Source organism: Nonomuraea sp. NPDC051941 (assembly GCF_044593615.1).
Window position 1 is genome coordinate 282,011 of record NZ_JBIUCF010000003.1, and the last position, 17,992, is coordinate 300,002.

Consider the following 17,992-nt stretch of genomic DNA (forward strand, 5'->3'; position numbering starts at 1 on the left):
CAGTGGCGGGCCGGGGTCTACAGATGGTCAAGCGCGGTGTCCTCGACGAGCTCGGCCAGGTCCACGCCGTGGGCGGTGAGCTCGGCGACGGTGGCGCAGTAGCCCTGCAGGTACGTCGTGCCGTTGACCCGGTGCGAGACACGCAGCAGCGGGCGATCGTCCAAGATGATCGCCTCGACCAGGATGCCGCCGGGGGCTCGCCACTGTCCCACCCCGGTAACTGTAGGGGTGCGGACAGAATGGACACGTAATGGGAAAGTACGCACCTGGCCTTGCCGGGCGGGGTGATGGCTTTTCCGGGACATGGGCGCTCGACCTTTGGGTAAAGAGAAATTGGCGCCTTTTTAGGCGTTCGGCGTTATCGGGGGGTTCGGGGCGGGCAGGGGTGACGGCTCTCGGCTTTCCCGGCCGTGGCCATGCCCCCGCGACGGCCACGGCGATGCCCCGGCGGGCCCGGTCCGGGGCTGCGGCGGCCGCGGGCTGCGACGTCGGCGAGCGTCGCCCGCGGCCGCCCTCCGCACCGCCGGGTGAGGGGCGGCACGCCGTCCCGGATGGTGGACAGAACCTGATTAAGGGGCCGGACTCCGTAGACTGTGATGGTGATTTCCCGTATTGACATGCGTGGTTCTCTTCCGGAGAACCTGCGCGACGTGCTGCCCCGCGCCGAGCTCGACGTCGAGGCCGCCCTGGAGAAGGTGCGGCCCATCTGCGACGACGTGCGCCATCGCGGGGCGGCAGCCGTACGGGAGCTGACCGCCAGGTTCGACGGCGTCGAGATCGCCTCCACCCGCGTCTCCGCCGAGGCCATCGACCAGGCCCTGCGTGAGCTCGACCCCAAGGTCAGGGCGGCGCTGGAGGAGTCGATCAGGCGGGCCAGGCTGGTCCACCGCGACCAGCGGCGCACCGACGTCACCACCCAGGTCGTGCCCGGCGGCACCGTGACCGAGCGGTGGGTGCCGGTCGACCGGGTGGGCCTCTACGTCCCCGGCGGCCGCGCGGTCTATCCCTCCAGCGTGGTCATGAACGTCGTCCCGGCGCAGGAGGCCGGCGTCGGCTCGCTGGCCGTGACCAGCCCGCCGCAGAAGGAGTTCGGCGGGCTGCCGCACCCCACGATCCTGGCCGCGTGCGCGCTGCTCGGCGTGGACGAGGTCTACTCGGTGGGCGGGGCGCAGGCGGTGGCCATGTTCGCCTACGGCACGGAGGAGTGCCCGCCCGCCACGATGGTGACCGGTCCGGGCAACATCTGGGTGGCGGCGGCCAAGCGACTGCTCAAGGGGCGCATCGGCATCGACTCCGAGGCGGGCCCGACCGAGATCGCCGTCCTGGCCGACGAGACGGCCGACCCGGTCCACGTGGCCGCCGACCTGATCAGCCAGGCCGAGCACGACCCGATCGCCGCCGCCGTGCTGGTCACCACCAGCGTCGAGCTGGCCGACGCGGTCGAGAAGGAGCTGCCGGGCCAGGTGTCGGCGACCAGGCACTCCGAGCGCATCGCCGAGGCGCTGGGCGGCAGGCAGTCGGGCATCGTGCTGGTCGGCTCGATCGACGACGGCATCAAGGTCGTGGACGCGTACGCCGCCGAGCACGTGGAGATCCACACCGCGAACGCCGCGGAGATAGCCGGAAGAATCCGGAACGCCGGAGCCATCTTCGTGGGCCCGTACGCTCCCGTGTCGCTCGGCGACTACCTCGCCGGGTCCAACCACGTGCTGCCCACGGGCGGCTGCGCCTGCCACTCCAGCGGCCTGTCGGTGCAGTCGTTCCTGCGCGGCATCCACGTCGTCGACTACACCCGCGACGCTCTCGCCGACGCGGCGGCCCATGTGTCGGTCCTGGCGGACGCCGAGGACCTTCCGGCCCACGGCGCCGCGATCCGCGCCCGATTCGACTGGCAGATTCCCACGGAGACCGCGTGAACCTCGACGACCTGCCCATCCGAGACGACCTCCGGGGTAAGTCGCCGTACGGCGCACCCCAGATCGACGTCCCCGTCAGGCTCAACACCAACGAAAACCCCTACCCGCCCTCGCCCGAGCTGGTCGCCGACCTGGCCGAGGCGGTCCGGGAGAGCGCGGGAGAGCTCAACCGCTACCCCGACAGGGACGCCACGGCCCTGCGCGCCGACCTGGCCGGCTACCTCGGCCACGGCCTGACCACCGAGCAGGTGTGGGCCGCCAACGGCTCCAACGAGGTGCTCCAGCAGATCCTGCAGGCCTTCGGCGGCCACGGCCGCACGGCCATCGGGTTCGAGCCCTCGTACTCGATGCACCCGATCATCACCAGCGGCACCAGCACCGAGTGGATCTCGGCCAGCCGCGAGGACGACTTCTCGATCGACCCCGGCAAGGCGACGGCGGCGATCGAGGAGCATCAGCCCGACATCGTGTTCCTGGCCTCGCCCAACAACCCGACCGGCACCGCCCAGCCGCTCGAGACCATCAAGGCCGTCCTGGCCAGCACCCGGGGCATGGTCGTGGTCGACGAGGCCTACGCCGAGTTCGCCCGCGAGGGCACGCCGTCGGCGCTCACCCTGCTGCCCGAGCACCCCAGGCTGATCGTCACCAGGACGATGTCCAAGGCGTTCGCCATGGCGGGCACCCGGCTCGGCTACCTCGCCGCCCACCCGGCCGTGGTGGAGGCGCTGCTGCTGGTGCGCCTGCCGTACCACCTGTCCACGCTCACCCAGACGGCGGCGCGCGTGGCGCTGCGGCACCGCGCCGAGCTGCTGGGCACGGTCGACGCGCTGCGGCGCGAGCGCGACGACACGGTCGCGTGGCTGCGCTCCAAGGGCCTGGCCGTGGCCGACTCCGACGCCAACTTCGTGCTGTTCGGGCGCTTCCCCGACCGGCGCAAGGTGTGGGAGGGGCTGCTGGAGCACGGGGTGCTCATCCGCGAGGTGGGCCCGCCACAATGGCTGCGGGTGTCGATCGGCACCGGTGAGGAGATGGCGGCCTTCCGCGCCGCCCTGGAAGGAGTCTTGTGAGTCGCGTAGGCCGCGTCGAGCGCGTTACGAAGGAGACCTCGGTCCTGGTGGAGGTCGGCCTCGACGGCACCGGCCGGGTCGAGGTGGCCACCGGGGTCGGCTTCTTCGACCACATGCTGGCCCAGCTGGGCAAGCACGGGCTGTTCGACCTGACGGTCAAGACCGAGGGCGACCTGCACATCGACTCCCACCATACGATCGAGGACACCGCGCTCGCGCTGGGCGCGGCGTTCCGCGAGGCGCTGGGCGACAAGTCGGGCATCAGGAGGTTCGGCAGCGCGTCGTGCCCGCTGGACGAGTCGCTCGCCCAGGTCACCGTCGACCTGTCCGGGCGCCCCTATCTCGTGCACTCCGAGCCCGAGGGCATGGCGCCGATGATCGGCCCCGAGTACGACACGACGATGACCCGCCACATCCTGGAGTCGCTCGTCGCGCAGGCCGCGATCTGCCTGCACGTCCACGTGCCCTACGGCCGCAACGCCCACCACATCGTGGAGGCCCAGTTCAAGGCCCTGGCCAGGGCGCTGCGCGAGGCGTCCGAGCTCGACCCGCGCGCCACGGGCGTGCCGAGCACCAAGGGCGTCCTATGACCGAGAACACCATCGCCATCGCGATGGTGTTCATCGGGCTGTTCCTGATCGGCGGCGTGTTCTCGCTGGCCAAGCAGGGGCTGAAGATCGGTGCGGCCGTCTGCGCGCTGGGCGCGGCGATGGCGATCACGGCGGGGGTGCTGTGGTGGTAGGCAAGAAGGTCGTGGTGCTCGACTACGGGTCGGGCAACCTGCGCTCGGCCGAGCGGGCGCTGGCCAGGGTCGGCGCCGACGTGACCGTCACGTCCGACTTCGACGCCGCCATGGACGCCGACGGGCTGGTGGTGCCGGGCGTCGGCGCGTTCGAGGCGTGCATGACCGGGCTCAAGAGCGTGCGCGGCGAGCGGATCATCGGGCGGCGCCTGTCCGGCGGCCGTCCGGTGCTGGGCATCTGCGTGGGCATGCAGATCCTGTTCGCCCGGGGCGTCGAGCACGGCGTGGAGACCGAGGGCTGCGCCGAGTGGCCGGGCACGGTGGAGCGGCTGGAGGCGCCCGTGCTGCCCCACATGGGGTGGAACACGGTCAAGGCGCCCGCCGACAGCGTGCTGTTCGCCGGGCTCGACGCCGCGACCCGCTTCTACTTCGTGCACTCGTACGGGGTGCGCGAGTGGGAGCTGCACGCCGGCGAGGGGTTCGCCGAGCCGCTGGTCACCTGGGCCGAGCACGGCGTCCCGTTCGTGGCCGCGGTCGAGAACGGCCCGCTCAAGGCCACCCAGTTCCACCCCGAGAAGTCCGGCGACGCCGGAGCCGTGCTGCTGAAGAACTGGCTCGGCACGCTGTGAGCGCGCCGATCACCCGATCCAGGCTCTCATGAGCAAGGAACGCGCGCGCCGCAGGGCCGAGCGGGAGGCGGAGCGGGCGCGCGCGATCCGGGCCAACGAGGAGCGGCAGGCGCGCCGGGCCCGCCGCCGCGCCCTCCTGGCCCGGCTGACCCCGCGCCCGGTGCGGTTCTACCGCCAGGGCGGCCTGATCGCCCGCCGCCACCGCGCCCAGAACATCGTGGTCGCGCTGGGCTTCCTGTTCGTCCAGGCCATCGTGTGGCTGGTGTGGGGCTCGCTCCCGCTCAGCCTCGCCGTCCTGGTCTTCTCCCTGCTGCTGGTGCCCGTTGTCGTGACCCTCGCTTTCGACCGGAGGATCTGAATGTCGCTCGTATTGCTGCCCGCTGTAGATGTGATCGACGGCCAGGCGGTGCAACTGGTGCAGGGTGTGGCCGGGACGGAGAAAGGCTACGGCGAGCCGTTGGCCGCCGCGCTGGCCTGGCAGAAGGCGGGCGCCGAGTGGATCCATATGGTCGATCTCGACGCCGCGTTCGGCCGGGGCACCAACCGGGAGCTGATCGCCGACGTCATCGGGCGGCTCGACGTGAACGTTGAGTTGTCCGGCGGCATCCGCGACGACGACTCCCTGGCCGCCGCGCTGGCCACCGGCTGCCGCCGGGTCAACATCGGCACCGCCGCGCTGGAGAAGCCCGACTGGTGCCGGAAGGTCATCGCCGAGCACGGTGACAAGATCGCGGTGGGGCTCGACGTGCGCGGCACCACGCTGGCGGCCCGTGGCTGGACCGAGGAAGGCGGAGACCTCTGGGAGGCCCTCGACCGGCTCGAGTCCGACGGCTGCCCCCGCTACGTCGTCACCGACGTGACCAAGGACGGCATGCTCCAGGGCCCCAACCTCGACCTCTACCGCCGGATCTGCGCCCGCACCGACAGGCCCGTCGTGGCCAGCGGCGGTGTCTCGTCCCTGGATGACCTGGTCGCACTCGCGTCCCTCGTCCCCGACGGCCTTGAGGGGGCCATCGTGGGCAGCGCCCTCTACGCTCACGCGTTCACACTGGAAAACGCGCTAGCCGCAGTACGTGTGTAGCTCTTGCCGGGAGGGGGCGAGATGAGCGTCAGCATCTTTGGTATGGAAAGCACCGGTCGCAGGGTGTTTTCCGGCGGTATCTGGGAGGAGCGGTACGGCTATGCCCGTGCCGTCGTGGCGGGTGACCGGGTGATCGTGTCCGGCTGCACCGCCACGGTCGACGGAGAGGTGCGCCATGTCGGCGACGCCTACAGACAGAGCCTGACCGCGATCGACATCGCGCTGGAGGCCGTCCTGATGGGCGGTCTGACCAGCGAGGACGTGGTCATGGTCCGTTACTATGTGGTGGAGCAGCGCCACTTCGACCTCGTCGGGCAGGCCATCGGCGAGGTCTTCGGCAAGGTGCGCCCCGCCTGCACCGGAGTGAGGGTGGCCGGGCTGGTCGACCCGAGAATGCTGGTCGAGATCGAAATCGAGGCACACCGAGCATGACCGTAGCCGTAAGAGTCATCCCCTGTCTCGACGTGGACGCCGGCCGCGTGGTCAAGGGCGTCAACTTCGAGAACCTCCGCGACGCGGGCGACCCGGTCGAGCTGGCCAGGCGCTATGACGAGGAGGGCGCCGACGAGCTGACCTTCCTCGACATCACCGCGTCGTCCGGCGAGCGGGAGACCATGCTCGACGTGGTGCGCAGGACCGCCGAGCAGGTGTTCATCCCGCTCACCGTCGGCGGCGGCGTGCGTTCGGTCGAGGACGTCAACCGCCTGCTGCGGGCCGGGGCCGACAAGGTGTCGCTCAACACGGCGGCCATCGCCCGGCCCGAGCTGCTCACGGAGGCGTCCCGGCGCTTCGGCGCCCAGTGCGTCGTGCTGTCCGTGGACGCCCGCCGCGCGCCCGGCACCCCCAGCGGGTTCGAGGTGACCACGCACGGCGGTCGCCGCGGCACCGGGATCGACGCGGTGGAGTGGGCGGCCCGCGGCGAGGAGCTCGGAGTGGGGGAGATCCTGCTCAACTCGATGGACGGTGACGGCACGCTCGACGGCTACGACCTGGAGATGCTGCGCGCGGTCCGCGCCGCGGTGCGGGTGCCGGTGATCGCCAGTGGCGGCGCCGGCCGGCTGGAGGACTTCCCTCCGGCGGTGGCGGCGGGCGCCGACGCCGTGCTCGCGGCGTCGGTGTTCCACTTCGGCACGCTCAAGATCTCCGAGGTCAAGGACACGCTCCGGATGGCGGGCCACCCGGTCCGCTAGCCCGCCGGGGCGGGTGTCACCGCGTGCGGGCGGGTCGCGAGGCCCGCCTGCGCGCGTCCGTCAGAAGACCCGCAGGTGGTGGAACAGCTCGTACGCGACGTCCTTCGCGGCGAACGCCGCCACCTCCGAGCGCTTGACCGCCAGGTACGCGCTGCGCCGCAGCGGCCCCAGCGCCTCCATGAGCACCTCGTCGGCCTCCAGCGCGTCCAGCGCCTCGTCCAGCGACGCGGGCAGGCGGGTGTACTGGCCGGGCCGGGTGTCCGGGTCCACGTCCACGGCTGGCCCCGGGTCCAGCTTGCGCCGGATGCCGTCCAGGCCGGCGTGGATGACGGCCCCGAGCGCCAGGTAGGGGTTGGCGGAGGAGTCGGAGGGTTTGAGCTCCAGGTTGGGCTCGCCGCTCTCGCCGAGCGGGGAGCACACGCGGACCGCGGCCTCGCGGTTGTCGGGCCCGTGGACGGCGTACGCGCTCGCCCACGTGCGGGGCGTCAGCCGCCGGAAGCTGTTGACACTCCCGCACGTGAGCGCCGTCAGGCCGGGCAGGTGGGCCATCAGGCCGCCGATGAACCCGTCGCGCACCTCGCCGTCCTCGGCGAAGACGTTACGGTTGTCGCTCCACAGGGACAGATGCAGGTGCGCGCCGTTGCCCGCCTGGTCGGCCAGCGGCTTGGGGGCCAGCGTGGCCCACAGCTGCATGCGCATCGCCGTGCCGCGCACGGTCTCGCGGTAGAGGACGTGGTTGTCGGCGGCGCGCAGCGCGGGCGCGTGGCGCACGGACAGCTCCTGCTGGCCGGGCCCCAGCTCGGGATGGTAGTGCTCGACCCGCAGCCCCTGCGTCTCCAGGGCGTGGATGAGCTTGATCGTGTAGTCGTGGGCCGTGTCGAACCCGGCATTGGCGTAGCACAGCGAGTCGTCGAGCGGGACCAGCCGGTCGGGGCCGCCGGCCGGGTCGGGCAGGCGGCGGCCGAGCGTGAACTCCGGCTCGAACGCCGCGACCAGCGTGTAGCCCTCGGTGGCGAGCTCGGCGATGGCCTCCTTGAGGAAGGTGCGCGCGCAGGCCCCCCACGGCGAGCCGTCCGGCAGGCGCAGGTCGGACAGCATCGCCGCCGCGCCCGGCGCATGAGGCAACGGGACGTAGGTGGCCGGGTCGGGGACAATGCGTACCTCGCCCACCGGACCCATGTGCTCGACCTCCTGGAGCTGGTCGAGCATGTTCATCGCCATCATGGCCACCGTGTGCCCGATGCCCGTGCTGAGCCGTTCCGCCAACCTCGACCGGGACGCGGCCTTGCCCCGGATCACGCCACCGTGGTCGGCGTACAGAAAACGGATCAGCTCGATTCCCTCGAGCTCGGTTCGCTCGAGGATCCGCCGCGCGTTGGGATCGAGCTGATTGATCTTTGTGCCGCTCGGGCGATCTCTCATCCTGCCTGCGTAACACGATCCGGCAGCGCGGGGAAGCATCTGGCGCAGACAGAAGCCTCGCGTCAGGTCAGAACATTTGTGAAGAACACAGCCAATTGGTCTGCTCCGTGAAGGATTCCTTCAAACACTCCGTTGACCGCCGCCGCAGCCTGGGTCGGCTTGGTGAACAGGTAGAACACCACGAACGCGACAGCCACGTAGGTGATCACCTTCTTGACCTGCATGGGGGCCTCCTGCAGTCCATTCCCAGCCGTATATACCCGGATCTGGGCGATCATCGGCATCTTCTGTGAAGATGTACATGATCCTAACCGGGGGGCTTCCTTACTGAGCCAATGGTAAGCGCAGAAGGTCTGGCGTGAACCCCTTGTTCACCGGGATTTCCGTGATAGGCCGTCCGGATCGCTCAGACGCCGAGGGAGGCGTCGCGCAGTCGTTCGACGTCCTCCGGGTCGCCGGTCAGCTCCACCCTGGTGTGCCGCTGCCGCCCGAAGCAGAACATGAGCAGCTCGGCCGCCCGGCCGGTGACCTCGACCCGCGCGCCTCCGCGGGGGCCGCCGAGCGCCACGCCGCCGCCGAGCCGGTGCAGCACCACGCCGACCGGCGCCTTGCGCAGCATCAGCCGGGCCCCGCTGGCGACCCGCTTCCAGATGAGCCGTTCGAGGTCGTCGGACAGCTCGCGGGGCTCCCATGACGGCTGGGCGCGGCGGACGTCCTCGTGGTGGACGAAGAACTCCAGCGTGTTGACGGCGTCGTCGAGGAAGGGCAGCAGCCCGTAGACGCCGCCCGGCTCGCGTACCAGGCCGACCAGCTCGGGGAAGGGGTGCTTGGCCTTGAGGCCGTTCTGCACCGAGGCGGTGTAGCCGGCGAGGGGCTTGAGCGCGATGCCGCCCATCGCGTCGGGCCTGCGCTCGCGCAGCGCGAGGTGGGCGGCCAGGTCATAGGTCGTCCAGCCCGTGCAGAGCGTGGGGGCGTCGGGGCCGAGGCGGTCGAACAGGTCGCAGAGCGCGGAGCGTTCGTCGCGAGCGTACGTCACGTGGTCAACCCTACCGGTGGGAATAACGTGCACATCTGGAGTGATAGTGACTTAGGCAGATATGTCGGATTGGAAGGGGAACGTGCCGCGTGGCGACCAAGGTCACCTCGGCCGTGATGCGTCAAGGGCTGCGTGTCCTTGGGGTGGCCATTCAGACGGAGAAGGCGGTGTTCGCGCTGGCGGTGCTGGCCAGCGCGGTCTACGGCGGCATGACCGTCGCGTCCGCGTGGGCGCTGGGCTGGGCGACGCAGAACGTGGTGCTCCCGGCCTTCGGGTCGGGCCGCATCGCTTCGGGGGCGCTCTGGACGGGAGTGCTCCTCATCGTCGGGACGGCGCTGCTCAAGGCGGTCGGCGTGGCCGGACGCCGCATCCTGGCGGGGGTCATGCAGTACCGCATGCAGGCCAGGTCGCGCAGGGACGTGACCAAGCAGTACCTGAGGCTGCCGCTGTCCTGGCACCACCGGCACCCGACCGGGCAGCTCCTGTCGAACGCCAGCGCCGACGCCGAGGCCGCCTGGGCGCCGCTCGCGCCGCTGCCGATGGCCGTGGGCGTGATCGTCATGCTGTTCACCGCGGCGATCGCGATGCTGTTCACGGATCTCGTGCTCGCGCTGGTGGGTTTCTTGATTTTTCCGGCGATCGCCGTACTTAACCTGATTTATCAGCGCAAGCTCAGCCCGCTGGCCACCCGCGCGCAGCAGCTGCGCGCCGAGGTCAGCGAGATCGCGCACGAGAGCTTCGACGGCGCGCTCGTCGTCAAGACGCTCGGCCGGGAGGAGCTGGAGACCGACCGGTTCCGGCGGCGCGCCCACGAGCTGCGCGACGCCAACATCGCGGTCGGGCGCGTGCGCGGGCTGTTCGACCCGCTGCTGGAGGCGCTGCCCACGATCGGCGTGCTCGCGGTGCTCGCCGTCGGCGCGGCGCGGCTGTCGGCCGGTGCGATCGACTCCGGCGACCTGGTGCAGGTGGCGTACCTGTTCACGCTGCTGTCCTTCCCGATCAGGGCGCTCGGCTGGGTGCTGGCCGAGCTGCCGCGCAGCGTCGTCGGCTGGCAGCGGGTGCAGGCCGTGCTGGAGGCCACCGGCTCCATGGAGTACGGCGGCGTCGCCGCCACGGCCGCCACCACGACCGCCTCCGCCCCCGCCGCGCTGGAGATCTCCGGCGTCTCGTACGCCTACGGCGAGGCCCAGGTGCTCCACGACGTCACCTTCGACGTGCCCGCCGGCCGTACCGTCGCGCTGGTCGGGCCCACCGGCTCGGGCAAGTCCACGCTCGTGCAGCTGCTCGTCCGGCTCGTGGACCCCGGCACGGGACAGGTGCTGCTCGACGGCGTGGACCTGCGCGAGCTGGCCTACGGCGGCATCGCCGAGTCGGTGGCGCTGGTGCCGCAGCAGACGTTCCTGTTCGACGACAGCGTGCGCGGCAACATCGCGCTCGGGCTGGAGGCGGGCGACGAGGACGTGTGGGCCGCCCTGCGGCTGGCCCAGGCCGACGGGTTCGTGGCCAGGCTCGCCGACGGGCTCGACACGCGGGTCGGCGAGCGCGGCGCGACGCTGTCCGGCGGCCAGCGCCAGCGCCTCGCGCTGGCCCGCGCGGTCGTGCGCCGGCCCCGCCTGCTCATCCTCGACGATGCCACCTCCAGCGTGGACCCGCAGGTCGAGGCCAGGATCCTGTACGGGCTGCGGGACGCGGCCGAGTCCTCGACCGTCGTGGTCGTCGCCTACCGGATGGCCACGATCGCCCTGGCCGACGAGGTGGTCTTCCTCGACCACGGCCGGGTCGTGGACCGGGGCTCGCACGAGGAGCTGCTGGAGCGCTGCGAGGGCTACCGCAACCTGGTGACCGCCTACGAGCGCGAGGAAGCCGAGCGCGCCGCCATCGACCTGCAGGCAGAAGAGGAAGAAGGGGTCAGCGCATGACGGCGCAGAGCATCCAGGGCAACTCTGAACGTTCCGCGCTGGCCACGATCCGGCATGGGCTCTCGCTCACGCCCGAGTTCCGCAAGGGGCTGGCGGGCACGCTGGCGCTGGCCGTCATCGCGACCATCGGCAAGATCATCGTGCCGATCGCGGTCCAGCAGACGATCGACACGGGGCTCAAGGGCGGCTCGCCGGACATTCCGTACATCACCAAGGCTGTTCTTATCTGCGCGGCCGCGGTGCTGCTCACGGCCCTGGCCGCGTACATCATGAACGTCCGCCTCTACAAGGCCACCGAGTCGTCCCTGGCGACCCTGCGCGTGCGCGGCTTCCGCCACGTGCACGACCTGTCGGTGCTCACCCAGAACACCGAGCGGCGCGGCTCCCTGGTCTCGCGCGTCACCAACGACATCGACCAGATCAGCGCGTTCATGCAGTGGGGCGGGCTGATGATCATCGTGGCGTTCGGGCAGCTGTTCGTGGCGACCGTGCTCATGTTCGTCTACTCCTGGCAGCTCACCCTGCTCGTCTGGGCGTGCTTCATCCCGCTGATGATCGCGCTGCCGCGCTTCCAGCGGCTGCTGTCGCGGGCGTACACGATCGTGCGCGAGCGCACCGGCGACATGCTGGCGGCGGTCAGCGAGTCCGTCGTCGGGGCCACCGTCATCAGGGCGTACGCCTCCGAGCGCCGCACCGCCGAGCGCATCGACACCGCCGTGAACGCCAACCGCCGCGCCCAGATCAGGGCGCAGACCATCGTCGGCTTCGTCTTCCCCCTGACCGAGATCGTGGCCGCCGTCGCCATCGGCGCGATCGTGCTGCTCGGCGTGCGGCTCGGCCTGTCGGGCGACATCACGCAGGGGCAGCTGGTGGCGTTCCTGTTCCTGGTCACCCTGTTCGTCTCGCCGCTGCAGACGGCCACCGAGGTGCTGAACGAGGCCCAGAACGCCATCGCCGGCTGGCGCCGCATCCTGGGCGTGCTCGACACGCCGGCCGACGTGGCCGACCCCGGCGACCAGGGCGTGACGCTGCCCCGCGGCCCCATCTCGGTCGCCTTCGAGAACGTGCACTTCTCCTACCCCGGCGGCGCGCCCGTGCTGCGCGAGGTCACGGTGGACATCCCGCCGCGCTCGCGGGTCGCGGTGGTGGGGGAGACGGGGTCGGGCAAGACCACGTTCGCCAAGCTCCTGACCCGCCTCATGGACCCGGCCGCGGGCCGCGTCACGGTGGACGGCCACGACCTGCGCGACGTCCGCTTCTCCTCGCTGCGCGAGCGGATCGTCATGGTGCCGCAGGACGGCTTCCTGTTCGACGGGACGCTGGAGGAGAACGTCCGCTACGGCAAGCCCTCGGCCACCGCCGAGGAGATCCGGCTCGCGATGACCGAGCTGGGCCTGGCCGACTGGCTGGAGGGCCTGCCCGCCGGGCTGGACACCCCCGTGGGCCAGCGCGGCGAGTCACTCTCGGCGGGCGAGCGGCAGCTCGTCGCCCTGGCGCGGGCGTACCTGGCCGACCCCGACCTGCTCCTGCTCGACGAGGCCACCTCGGCGGTGGACCCGGCCACGGAGGTACGGCTGGCGCGGGCGCTGGAGGGCGTGACGCGGGGCCGTACGGCCGTCTCGATCGCGCACCGCCTGTCGACGGCGGAGAACGCCGACGAGGTCCTGGTCTTCGACGCGGGCCGCCTGGTGCAGCGCGGCCCGCACGCCGAGCTGGTGGGGGAGCCGGGCGTGTACGCCGACCTGCACGCGTCGTGGATCTCCGCGGCCCGCTCCTGACCGGACGTGACGTCCCTGCCCGCGTGCCCGATAAACCGGGCACGCGGGCAGGCTGGTTGAATGGACGCATGTCCCTTGACCCCAAGATCGCCGCGCGGTTGAAGCGCGACGCCGACGGCCTGGTCGCCGCCATCGCCCAGCAGTACGACACCGGCGAGGTGCTCATGCTGGCCTGGATGAACGACGAGGCGCTGCATCGGACGCTCACCACCGGCCGGGCCACCTACTGGTCCCGCAGCCGCGCCGAGCTCTGGGTCAAGGGCGGCACCTCCGGCCACGTCCAGCACGTCAAGGCGGTGGCCCTCGACTGCGACGGCGACGCCGTCCTCGTCAAGGTCGACCAGGTCGACGGCGCGTGCCACACCGGAGACCGCACGTGCTTCGACGCCGACCAGCTCGAGATCCCGCTCGGATAGCAGGCCGCATGGGGCACAGAGAGCTGTGGAGCTGGCTGGGGGCGACCGTCCTCGGATGCGTGCTCGTGCTGTTCGGCGCGAGCCGGGCCTGGGTGCGGATCCTGGAGCCGGGCGTGGCCGCGCCCACCGGAGCCGAGCTCAGCCCCGTCCTGACCCCCGTCGCCCTGGCCGCGCTGGCCGGGGTGGTGGCCGTGCTGGCCACCAAGGGCGCGGGGCGCCGCGTCGTCGGGGCGCTGGTCGCCCTGTGCGGGGCGGGCGCGGCGGCCGGGACGTGGACGGCGCTCGGCGGCGACACGGTCACCGGCTTGCTGCGCGAGCAGAACGTCCTGCGCGGCGCCGCCGAATTCCCCTGGGAGGTCGCCCCGCTCTGGCCGGCGGTCACGGCCGCCGGAGCGGTCCTGGTGATCGCCGGCGGGATCGTCGCGATCGTGCGCGGCGGCAGGTGGGCGGGCATGTCGGCGCGCTACGACAGGGGCCCCGAGACGGGCACTGAGACGGGCGCCGGCGGGGGCGCCAATGGGGGCGCCGGGAAGGCCCACGCCGAGGTCAAGGACGACCGGGCGCTGTGGGACGCGCTCGACCGCGGCGACGACCCCACCGACTCCCGCTGACTCTCCGCGCTATGACGATTTCTTTACTGTTCTGAACCTCTGTCTGCTTGGCAAACGTTTCCTCAATAAGCTGCCGTTGCAACTCGCCACGAACACTTAGGAGCCAGGCGCATGAGCTACGGGGATCAGGGCAGCGGCGGCGGCTACGGCGCGCAGCAGCCCGGCGGTGGGTACGGCCAGCAGCCCCCCAGCGGGGGCGGCGGTTACGGTCAGCAGCCGCCCAGCTACGGGGGCGGGTACGGGCAGCAGCCCCCGACCGGGGGTGGCGGTTACGGCCAGCAACCCCCGAGCTCGGGCGGGTACGGCCAGGGCGGGTACGGGGAGCAGCCGCCCAGCTATCCGCAGGAGCCGCTCGGCTACGGCCAGCAGCCTCCGAGCGCCGGCGGCTACGGCCAGCAGCCCCCCAGCTACGGCCAGCAGGCCTACGGTCAGCAGGGTTACGGCCAGCAGGGCTACGGCTACGGCGCGCCGCCCCAGCAGCCCAGGTCGACCAACGGCATGGCGGTGGCCTCGCTCGTCCTGGGCATCATCGGCCTGATCTTCTGCGGTGTCACCAGCATCCCGGGCGTGATCCTCGGCCACATCGCCCTCAACCGGATCAAGAAGACCGGCGAGGAGGGCTCGGGCATGGCCGTCGGCGGTCTGGTCACGTCCTACATCACCGTCGTGATCTGGGTGCTGTGCTGGCTCATCTTCGGCGGGCTCATCCTGTCGATGATCGGGCTCAGCGCCGCCGCCACGTCGTCCTCGTACGACTACTGAACCGGTCGGTAACCCTCCGCGAGTGTGGCCGGACCGTGACGAGCCGCTTGCGGTCCGATTACGAATTGTCCGCAAAATGGACGTTCTTCCACGTAGGGGGCGTATCCTCGCTAGGCTGCCGCGCGCAACTTGCCACGGATGACAACATGAGAGGTCCTTCATGAGTTACGGCAATCAGGGCGACGGCGGCTACGGCTCGCAGCCGCCCGGCGGCGGTTATGGCCAGCAGCCCCCGAGTGGCGGCGGCTACGGTCAGCAGCCTCCGAGCGGCGGCGGTGGTTACGGCCAGCAGCCCCCGAGTGGCGGCGGCTACGGCGGTGGTTACGGCCAGCAGCCCCCGAGCGGCGGCGGTGGCTACGGCCAGCAGCCCCCCAGCGGTGGCGGCTACGGCCAGCAGCCCCCGAGTGGCGGCGGCTACGGCGGCGGTTACGGCCAGCAGCCCCCGGCCGGTGGGAACCCGCCGGACAACCACCTGGTCGCGGCCATCCTGACCACCCTGTTCTGCTGCCTTCCCCTGGGCATCGTGTCGATCGTCAAGTCTTCGCAGGTCAACTCGAAGTGGCAGGTCGGCGACTTCCAGGGTGCCGCGCTGGCGAGCGAGGAGGCCAAGACCTGGTGGAAGCGGTCGTTGATCGCGGGCATCATCTGGTGGGTGCTGGTCATCCTCTTCTACGTGGTGGTGTTCGTCCTCCTGGCCGCCAGTGTCCCGAGCTCGAGCTACTGAGCCGGAAGGCGGATACTGAGAGCATGAGCATCGCAACAACCGAGCGGCGCGGCGCGGCACGCCTCAAGGGCCTGCTCGCGCCGCTCGGTGTTGCGGGCGCGACGGGCGCCGTGTTCGCGTTCGTCGGGATGGTGGACCCCAACCAGCCGGGTCACTACCCGACCTGCCCGTTCCTGTGGCTCACCGGCCTCTACTGCCCTGGCTGCGGCACGCTGCGGACCATCCACGCGCTCGCCCATCTCGACCCGGCCACCGCGCTCGGGATGAACCCTCTCGCCGTGGCCATGATGCCGTTCCTGCTGTTCTGGTGGGGGAGATGGGTCGTACGCGCCTGGCAGGGCAGGCCGAGACGCACCACGCTCGCCCATCCGGCGTGGCTGTGGGCGTTCCTCGCCGTCGTCGTGGTCTACTGGGTCGTCCGTAACCTGCCGTTCGGGGCGTTCCTCGCTCCGTAGGGACTCCCAGCCGGGGGGCCTGTGGTGAGGTGACCCCGTGCGGGCCGATACCATCGCAGGACAAGGCAGAGAGCGGACGCGACGCGAACTCTCCGCCGCCCCCACAGTCGACCGGAGGGACCTCAAGCGCGTGAGTGAGCGGACGGAAGGGCCGAGTGTCCTCGACGACATCCTCGACGGGGTGCGCGCCGACCTCGCCGCACGTCAGCAGGCCGTGTCCATTGACGAGCTCAAGCGGCGGGCCGAGCGCGCCCACGCGCCCAGAGACGCCATGGCCGCGCTCGGGGGCGACAGGATCTCGGTGATCGCCGAGGTCAAGCGGTCGAGCCCGTCCAAGGGCGCGCTGGCCGCCATCGCCGACCCGGCCGCGCTGGCGGCCGACTACGAAGAGGGCGGCGCCCACGTCATCAGCGTGCTGACCGAGCGGCGCAAGTTCGGCGGCAGTCTCGAAGACCTGGCGGCGGTTCGCGCCCGGGTCGACATCCCGATCCTGCGCAAAGACTTCATCCTGACCTCCTACCAGCTCTGGGAGGCCCGGGCCCACGGCGCCGACCTGGCGCTGCTGATGGTCGTCTGCCTGGAGCAGGAGGCACTGGTGTCGCTGATCGAGCGGGCCGAGTCGATCGGGCTCACCCCGCTGGTCGAGGTGCACACCGGGGAGGAGCTCGAGCGGGCGGTCGCCGCCGGCGCCCGGGTCATCGGGATCAACGCGCGCAACCTCAAGACACTCGAAGTCGATCGCGAGGTCTTCACGAAGCTGGCGCCCAAGATCCCCGATAATGTGATCAAGATTGCCGAGTCGGGCGTGCGCGGCCCGCACGACCTGCTCGCCTATGCCAGGGCCGGCGCCGACGCCGTCCTGGTCGGGGAGAGCCTGGTCACCGGCAAGGACCCGCGCAAGGCAGTGGAGGCCCTGGTGACCGCCGGCGCCCATCCAGCGACGCGCCCCGACCACTCAGCAGAGGGATAGCAGTGGCACACGAAGGCTCCATCCTGACCGCCGCCGACCTGACGGGCAACGGCCCGCTCGGCGACGACCCAGACGTGCACGGCAAGTTCGGCATCTTCGGCGGCCGGTTCGTCCCCGAGGCGCTCATCCCGGCGCTCGACGAGGTGGCCGCGGTCTACGAGAACGCCAAGAACGACCCGGAGTTCCTGCGGGAGTTCGACCATCTGCTGCGCACGTACGCGGGCCGGCCGACCACGCTGACCGACGTGCCGCGCTTCAGCGAGCACGCCGGCGGCGCCAGGATCGTGCTCAAGCGTGAGGACCTCACCCACACCGGCGCTCACAAGATCAACAACGTGCTCGGCCAGGCCCTGCTGACCAAGCGGCTGGGCAAGAAGCGCGTGATCGCCGAGACCGGCGCGGGCCAGCACGGCGTGGCCACCGCCACCGCGGCCGCCCTGCTCGGCCTGGAGTGCGTGATCTACATGGGCGCGGTCGACTGCGAGCGCCAGGCGCTCAACGTCGCCAGGATGAAGCTGCTCGGCGCCACCGTGGTGCCGGTGACCAACGGCTCCCAGACGCTGAAGGACGCCATCAACGAGGCGTTCCGCGACTGGGTGACCAACGTCGACACCACCCACTACCTGTTCGGCACGATCGCGGGGCCGCACCCGTTCCCCGAGATCGTCCGCGACTTCGCGCGCATCATCGGCGTCGAGGCCCGCCGCCAGATCCAGGAGCTGACCGGCGGCCTGCCCGACGCGGTGTGCGCGGCGGTCGGCGGTGGCAGCAACGCGATCGGCATCTTCCACGCCTTCCTCGGTGACGAGGGCGTCCAGCTGCACGGCTACGAGGCCGCCGGGCGCGGCCTGGAGTCCGGCGAGCACGCGCTCACGCTCACCGCCGGCTCGATCGGCGTGCTGCACGGCTCGCGCACCTACGTGCTGCAGGACGACGAGGGCCAGACCATCGAGTCCCACTCGATCTCGGCCGGGCTCGACTACCCGGGCGTCGGCCCCGAGCACGCCTGGCTGAAGGACTCGGGCCGCGCCACCTACCACGGCGTCACCGACGACGCGGCGATGGCCGCGTTCTCGCTGCTGGCCAGGACCGAGGGCATCATCCCGGCCATCGAGTCCTCCCACGCCCTGGCGGGCGCGCTGGAGCTGGGCCGCGAGCTCGGCCCCGAGGCGACCATCCTGGTCAACCTCTCCGGCCGCGGCGACAAAGACATGGGCACGGCGATGAAATACTTCAACCTCTGACGAGCCGCCACCCCGGCGTGGGGTCCCGCG

The 17,992-nt window shown here is 71.3% G+C and carries 22 protein-coding genes; 18 read left to right on the forward strand and 4 right to left on the reverse strand.

Going from position 1 to position 17,992, the window contains the following annotated elements:
• Positions 1-17 precede the first annotated feature (17 nt).
• On the reverse strand, positions 18-212 hold the full coding sequence (locus tag ACIHFD_RS07815; RefSeq protein WP_350726229.1) for a hypothetical protein: 195 nt from the start codon (positions 210-212) through the stop codon (positions 18-20).
• Between the two features lie 387 nt (positions 213-599).
• Between ACIHFD_RS07815 and hisD the strand changes: the two genes are divergently transcribed.
• The 9 genes from hisD to hisF are packed head-to-tail and all read left to right on the forward strand — an operon-like array spanning position 600 to position 6,625.
• Positions 600-1,916: a histidinol dehydrogenase gene (gene hisD, locus ACIHFD_RS07820; RefSeq protein WP_397366071.1), complete on the forward strand. Its 1,317-nt coding sequence runs from the start codon at positions 600-602 to the stop codon at positions 1,914-1,916.
• Positions 1,913-2,983 (forward strand): histidinol-phosphate transaminase, encoded by a 1,071-nt coding sequence (locus tag ACIHFD_RS07825; protein ID WP_397366072.1) that lies wholly within the window; start codon positions 1,913-1,915, stop codon positions 2,981-2,983. Before hisD ends, ACIHFD_RS07825 begins: the two co-directional genes overlap by 4 nt.
• Positions 2,980-3,573, forward strand: a complete 594-nt coding sequence (gene hisB, locus ACIHFD_RS07830; RefSeq protein WP_350726235.1) for an imidazoleglycerol-phosphate dehydratase HisB — start codon at positions 2,980-2,982, stop codon at positions 3,571-3,573. Before ACIHFD_RS07825 ends, hisB begins: the two co-directional genes overlap by 4 nt.
• Positions 3,570-3,725, forward strand: coding sequence for a hypothetical protein (locus ACIHFD_RS07835; RefSeq protein ID WP_350726237.1), 156 nt, complete (start codon positions 3,570-3,572; stop codon positions 3,723-3,725). Before hisB ends, ACIHFD_RS07835 begins: the two co-directional genes overlap by 4 nt.
• Complete coding sequence (gene hisH / locus ACIHFD_RS07840) at positions 3,716-4,354, forward strand: imidazole glycerol phosphate synthase subunit HisH (protein WP_350726239.1); 639 nt, start codon at positions 3,716-3,718, stop codon at positions 4,352-4,354. Before ACIHFD_RS07835 ends, hisH begins: the two co-directional genes overlap by 10 nt.
• Before the next feature lie 28 nt (positions 4,355-4,382).
• Positions 4,383-4,712 (forward strand): hypothetical protein, encoded by a 330-nt coding sequence (locus ACIHFD_RS07845; RefSeq protein ID WP_192792284.1) that lies wholly within the window; start codon positions 4,383-4,385, stop codon positions 4,710-4,712.
• Positions 4,713-5,435 (forward strand): bifunctional 1-(5-phosphoribosyl)-5-((5-phosphoribosylamino)methylideneamino)imidazole-4-carboxamide isomerase/phosphoribosylanthranilate isomerase PriA, encoded by a 723-nt coding sequence (gene priA / locus ACIHFD_RS07850; protein WP_397366074.1) that lies wholly within the window; start codon positions 4,713-4,715, stop codon positions 5,433-5,435. It begins immediately after the preceding gene.
• A gap of 21 nt (positions 5,436-5,456) precedes the next feature.
• Entirely contained in the window at positions 5,457-5,867 is a 411-nt protein-coding gene (locus ACIHFD_RS07855) for a Rid family hydrolase (protein ID WP_355191788.1), read from the forward strand.
• On the forward strand, positions 5,864-6,625 hold the full coding sequence (gene hisF, locus ACIHFD_RS07860; RefSeq protein WP_363963754.1) for an imidazole glycerol phosphate synthase subunit HisF: 762 nt from the start codon (positions 5,864-5,866) through the stop codon (positions 6,623-6,625). Before ACIHFD_RS07855 ends, hisF begins: the two co-directional genes overlap by 4 nt.
• A 60-nt stretch (positions 6,626-6,685) precedes the next feature.
• On the opposite strand, the gene ACIHFD_RS07865 is transcribed toward hisF, so the two are convergent.
• The 3 genes from ACIHFD_RS07865 to ACIHFD_RS07875 all read right to left on the reverse strand — a co-directional run bounded on the left by ACIHFD_RS07865 (position 6,686) and on the right by ACIHFD_RS07875 (position 9,083).
• A complete protein-coding gene (locus ACIHFD_RS07865; protein ID WP_397366075.1) occupies positions 6,686-8,047 on the reverse strand; it encodes a glutamine synthetase family protein in 1,362 nt (453 codons plus the stop codon).
• Between the two features lie 62 nt (positions 8,048-8,109).
• Positions 8,110-8,325 (reverse strand): hypothetical protein, encoded by a 216-nt coding sequence (locus ACIHFD_RS07870; protein WP_185079467.1) that lies wholly within the window; start codon positions 8,323-8,325, stop codon positions 8,110-8,112.
• A gap of 128 nt (positions 8,326-8,453) precedes the next feature.
• On the reverse strand, positions 8,454-9,083 hold the full coding sequence (locus tag ACIHFD_RS07875) for a TIGR03085 family metal-binding protein (protein ID WP_350726251.1): 630 nt from the start codon (positions 9,081-9,083) through the stop codon (positions 8,454-8,456).
• A 116-nt stretch (positions 9,084-9,199) separates the two neighbouring features.
• On the opposite strand from ACIHFD_RS07875, the gene ACIHFD_RS07880 reads away from it, so the two are divergent.
• The 9 genes from ACIHFD_RS07880 (at position 9,200) to trpB (ending at position 17,962) form a co-directional block, all read left to right on the forward strand.
• On the forward strand, positions 9,200-11,002 hold the full coding sequence (locus ACIHFD_RS07880) for an ABC transporter ATP-binding protein (protein ID WP_397366292.1): 1,803 nt from the start codon (positions 9,200-9,202) through the stop codon (positions 11,000-11,002).
• Positions 10,999-12,780, forward strand: a complete 1,782-nt coding sequence (locus tag ACIHFD_RS07885; RefSeq protein WP_397366076.1) for an ABC transporter ATP-binding protein — start codon at positions 10,999-11,001, stop codon at positions 12,778-12,780. The genes ACIHFD_RS07880 and ACIHFD_RS07885 overlap by 4 nt, the downstream gene beginning before the upstream one ends.
• Before the next feature lie 68 nt (positions 12,781-12,848).
• The gene (hisI, locus tag ACIHFD_RS07890) at positions 12,849-13,196 is read left to right on the forward strand and encodes a phosphoribosyl-AMP cyclohydrolase (protein ID WP_350726255.1); all 348 of its coding nucleotides are present in this window, start codon (positions 12,849-12,851) and stop codon (positions 13,194-13,196) included.
• Between the two features lie 8 nt (positions 13,197-13,204).
• Positions 13,205-13,807 (forward strand): Trp biosynthesis-associated membrane protein, encoded by a 603-nt coding sequence (locus ACIHFD_RS07895; RefSeq protein WP_397366077.1) that lies wholly within the window; start codon positions 13,205-13,207, stop codon positions 13,805-13,807.
• A 111-nt stretch (positions 13,808-13,918) separates the two neighbouring features.
• Positions 13,919-14,569 (forward strand): DUF4190 domain-containing protein, encoded by a 651-nt coding sequence (locus ACIHFD_RS07900; protein WP_397366078.1) that lies wholly within the window; start codon positions 13,919-13,921, stop codon positions 14,567-14,569.
• A gap of 160 nt (positions 14,570-14,729) precedes the next feature.
• Positions 14,730-15,293, forward strand: coding sequence for a CD225/dispanin family protein (locus tag ACIHFD_RS07905; RefSeq protein WP_397366079.1), 564 nt, complete (start codon positions 14,730-14,732; stop codon positions 15,291-15,293).
• 23 nt (positions 15,294-15,316) lie between these two features.
• Entirely contained in the window at positions 15,317-15,748 is a 432-nt protein-coding gene (locus ACIHFD_RS07910) for a DUF2752 domain-containing protein (protein ID WP_397366080.1), read from the forward strand.
• 130 nt (positions 15,749-15,878) lie between these two features.
• Positions 15,879-16,718, forward strand: coding sequence for an indole-3-glycerol phosphate synthase TrpC (trpC, locus tag ACIHFD_RS07915; RefSeq protein WP_397366081.1), 840 nt, complete (start codon positions 15,879-15,881; stop codon positions 16,716-16,718).
• Positions 16,719-16,741: 23 nt separating this feature from the next.
• Positions 16,742-17,962, forward strand: coding sequence for a tryptophan synthase subunit beta (gene trpB, locus ACIHFD_RS07920; RefSeq protein WP_397366293.1), 1,221 nt, complete (start codon positions 16,742-16,744; stop codon positions 17,960-17,962).
• Positions 17,963-17,992: the final 30 nt, after the last annotated feature.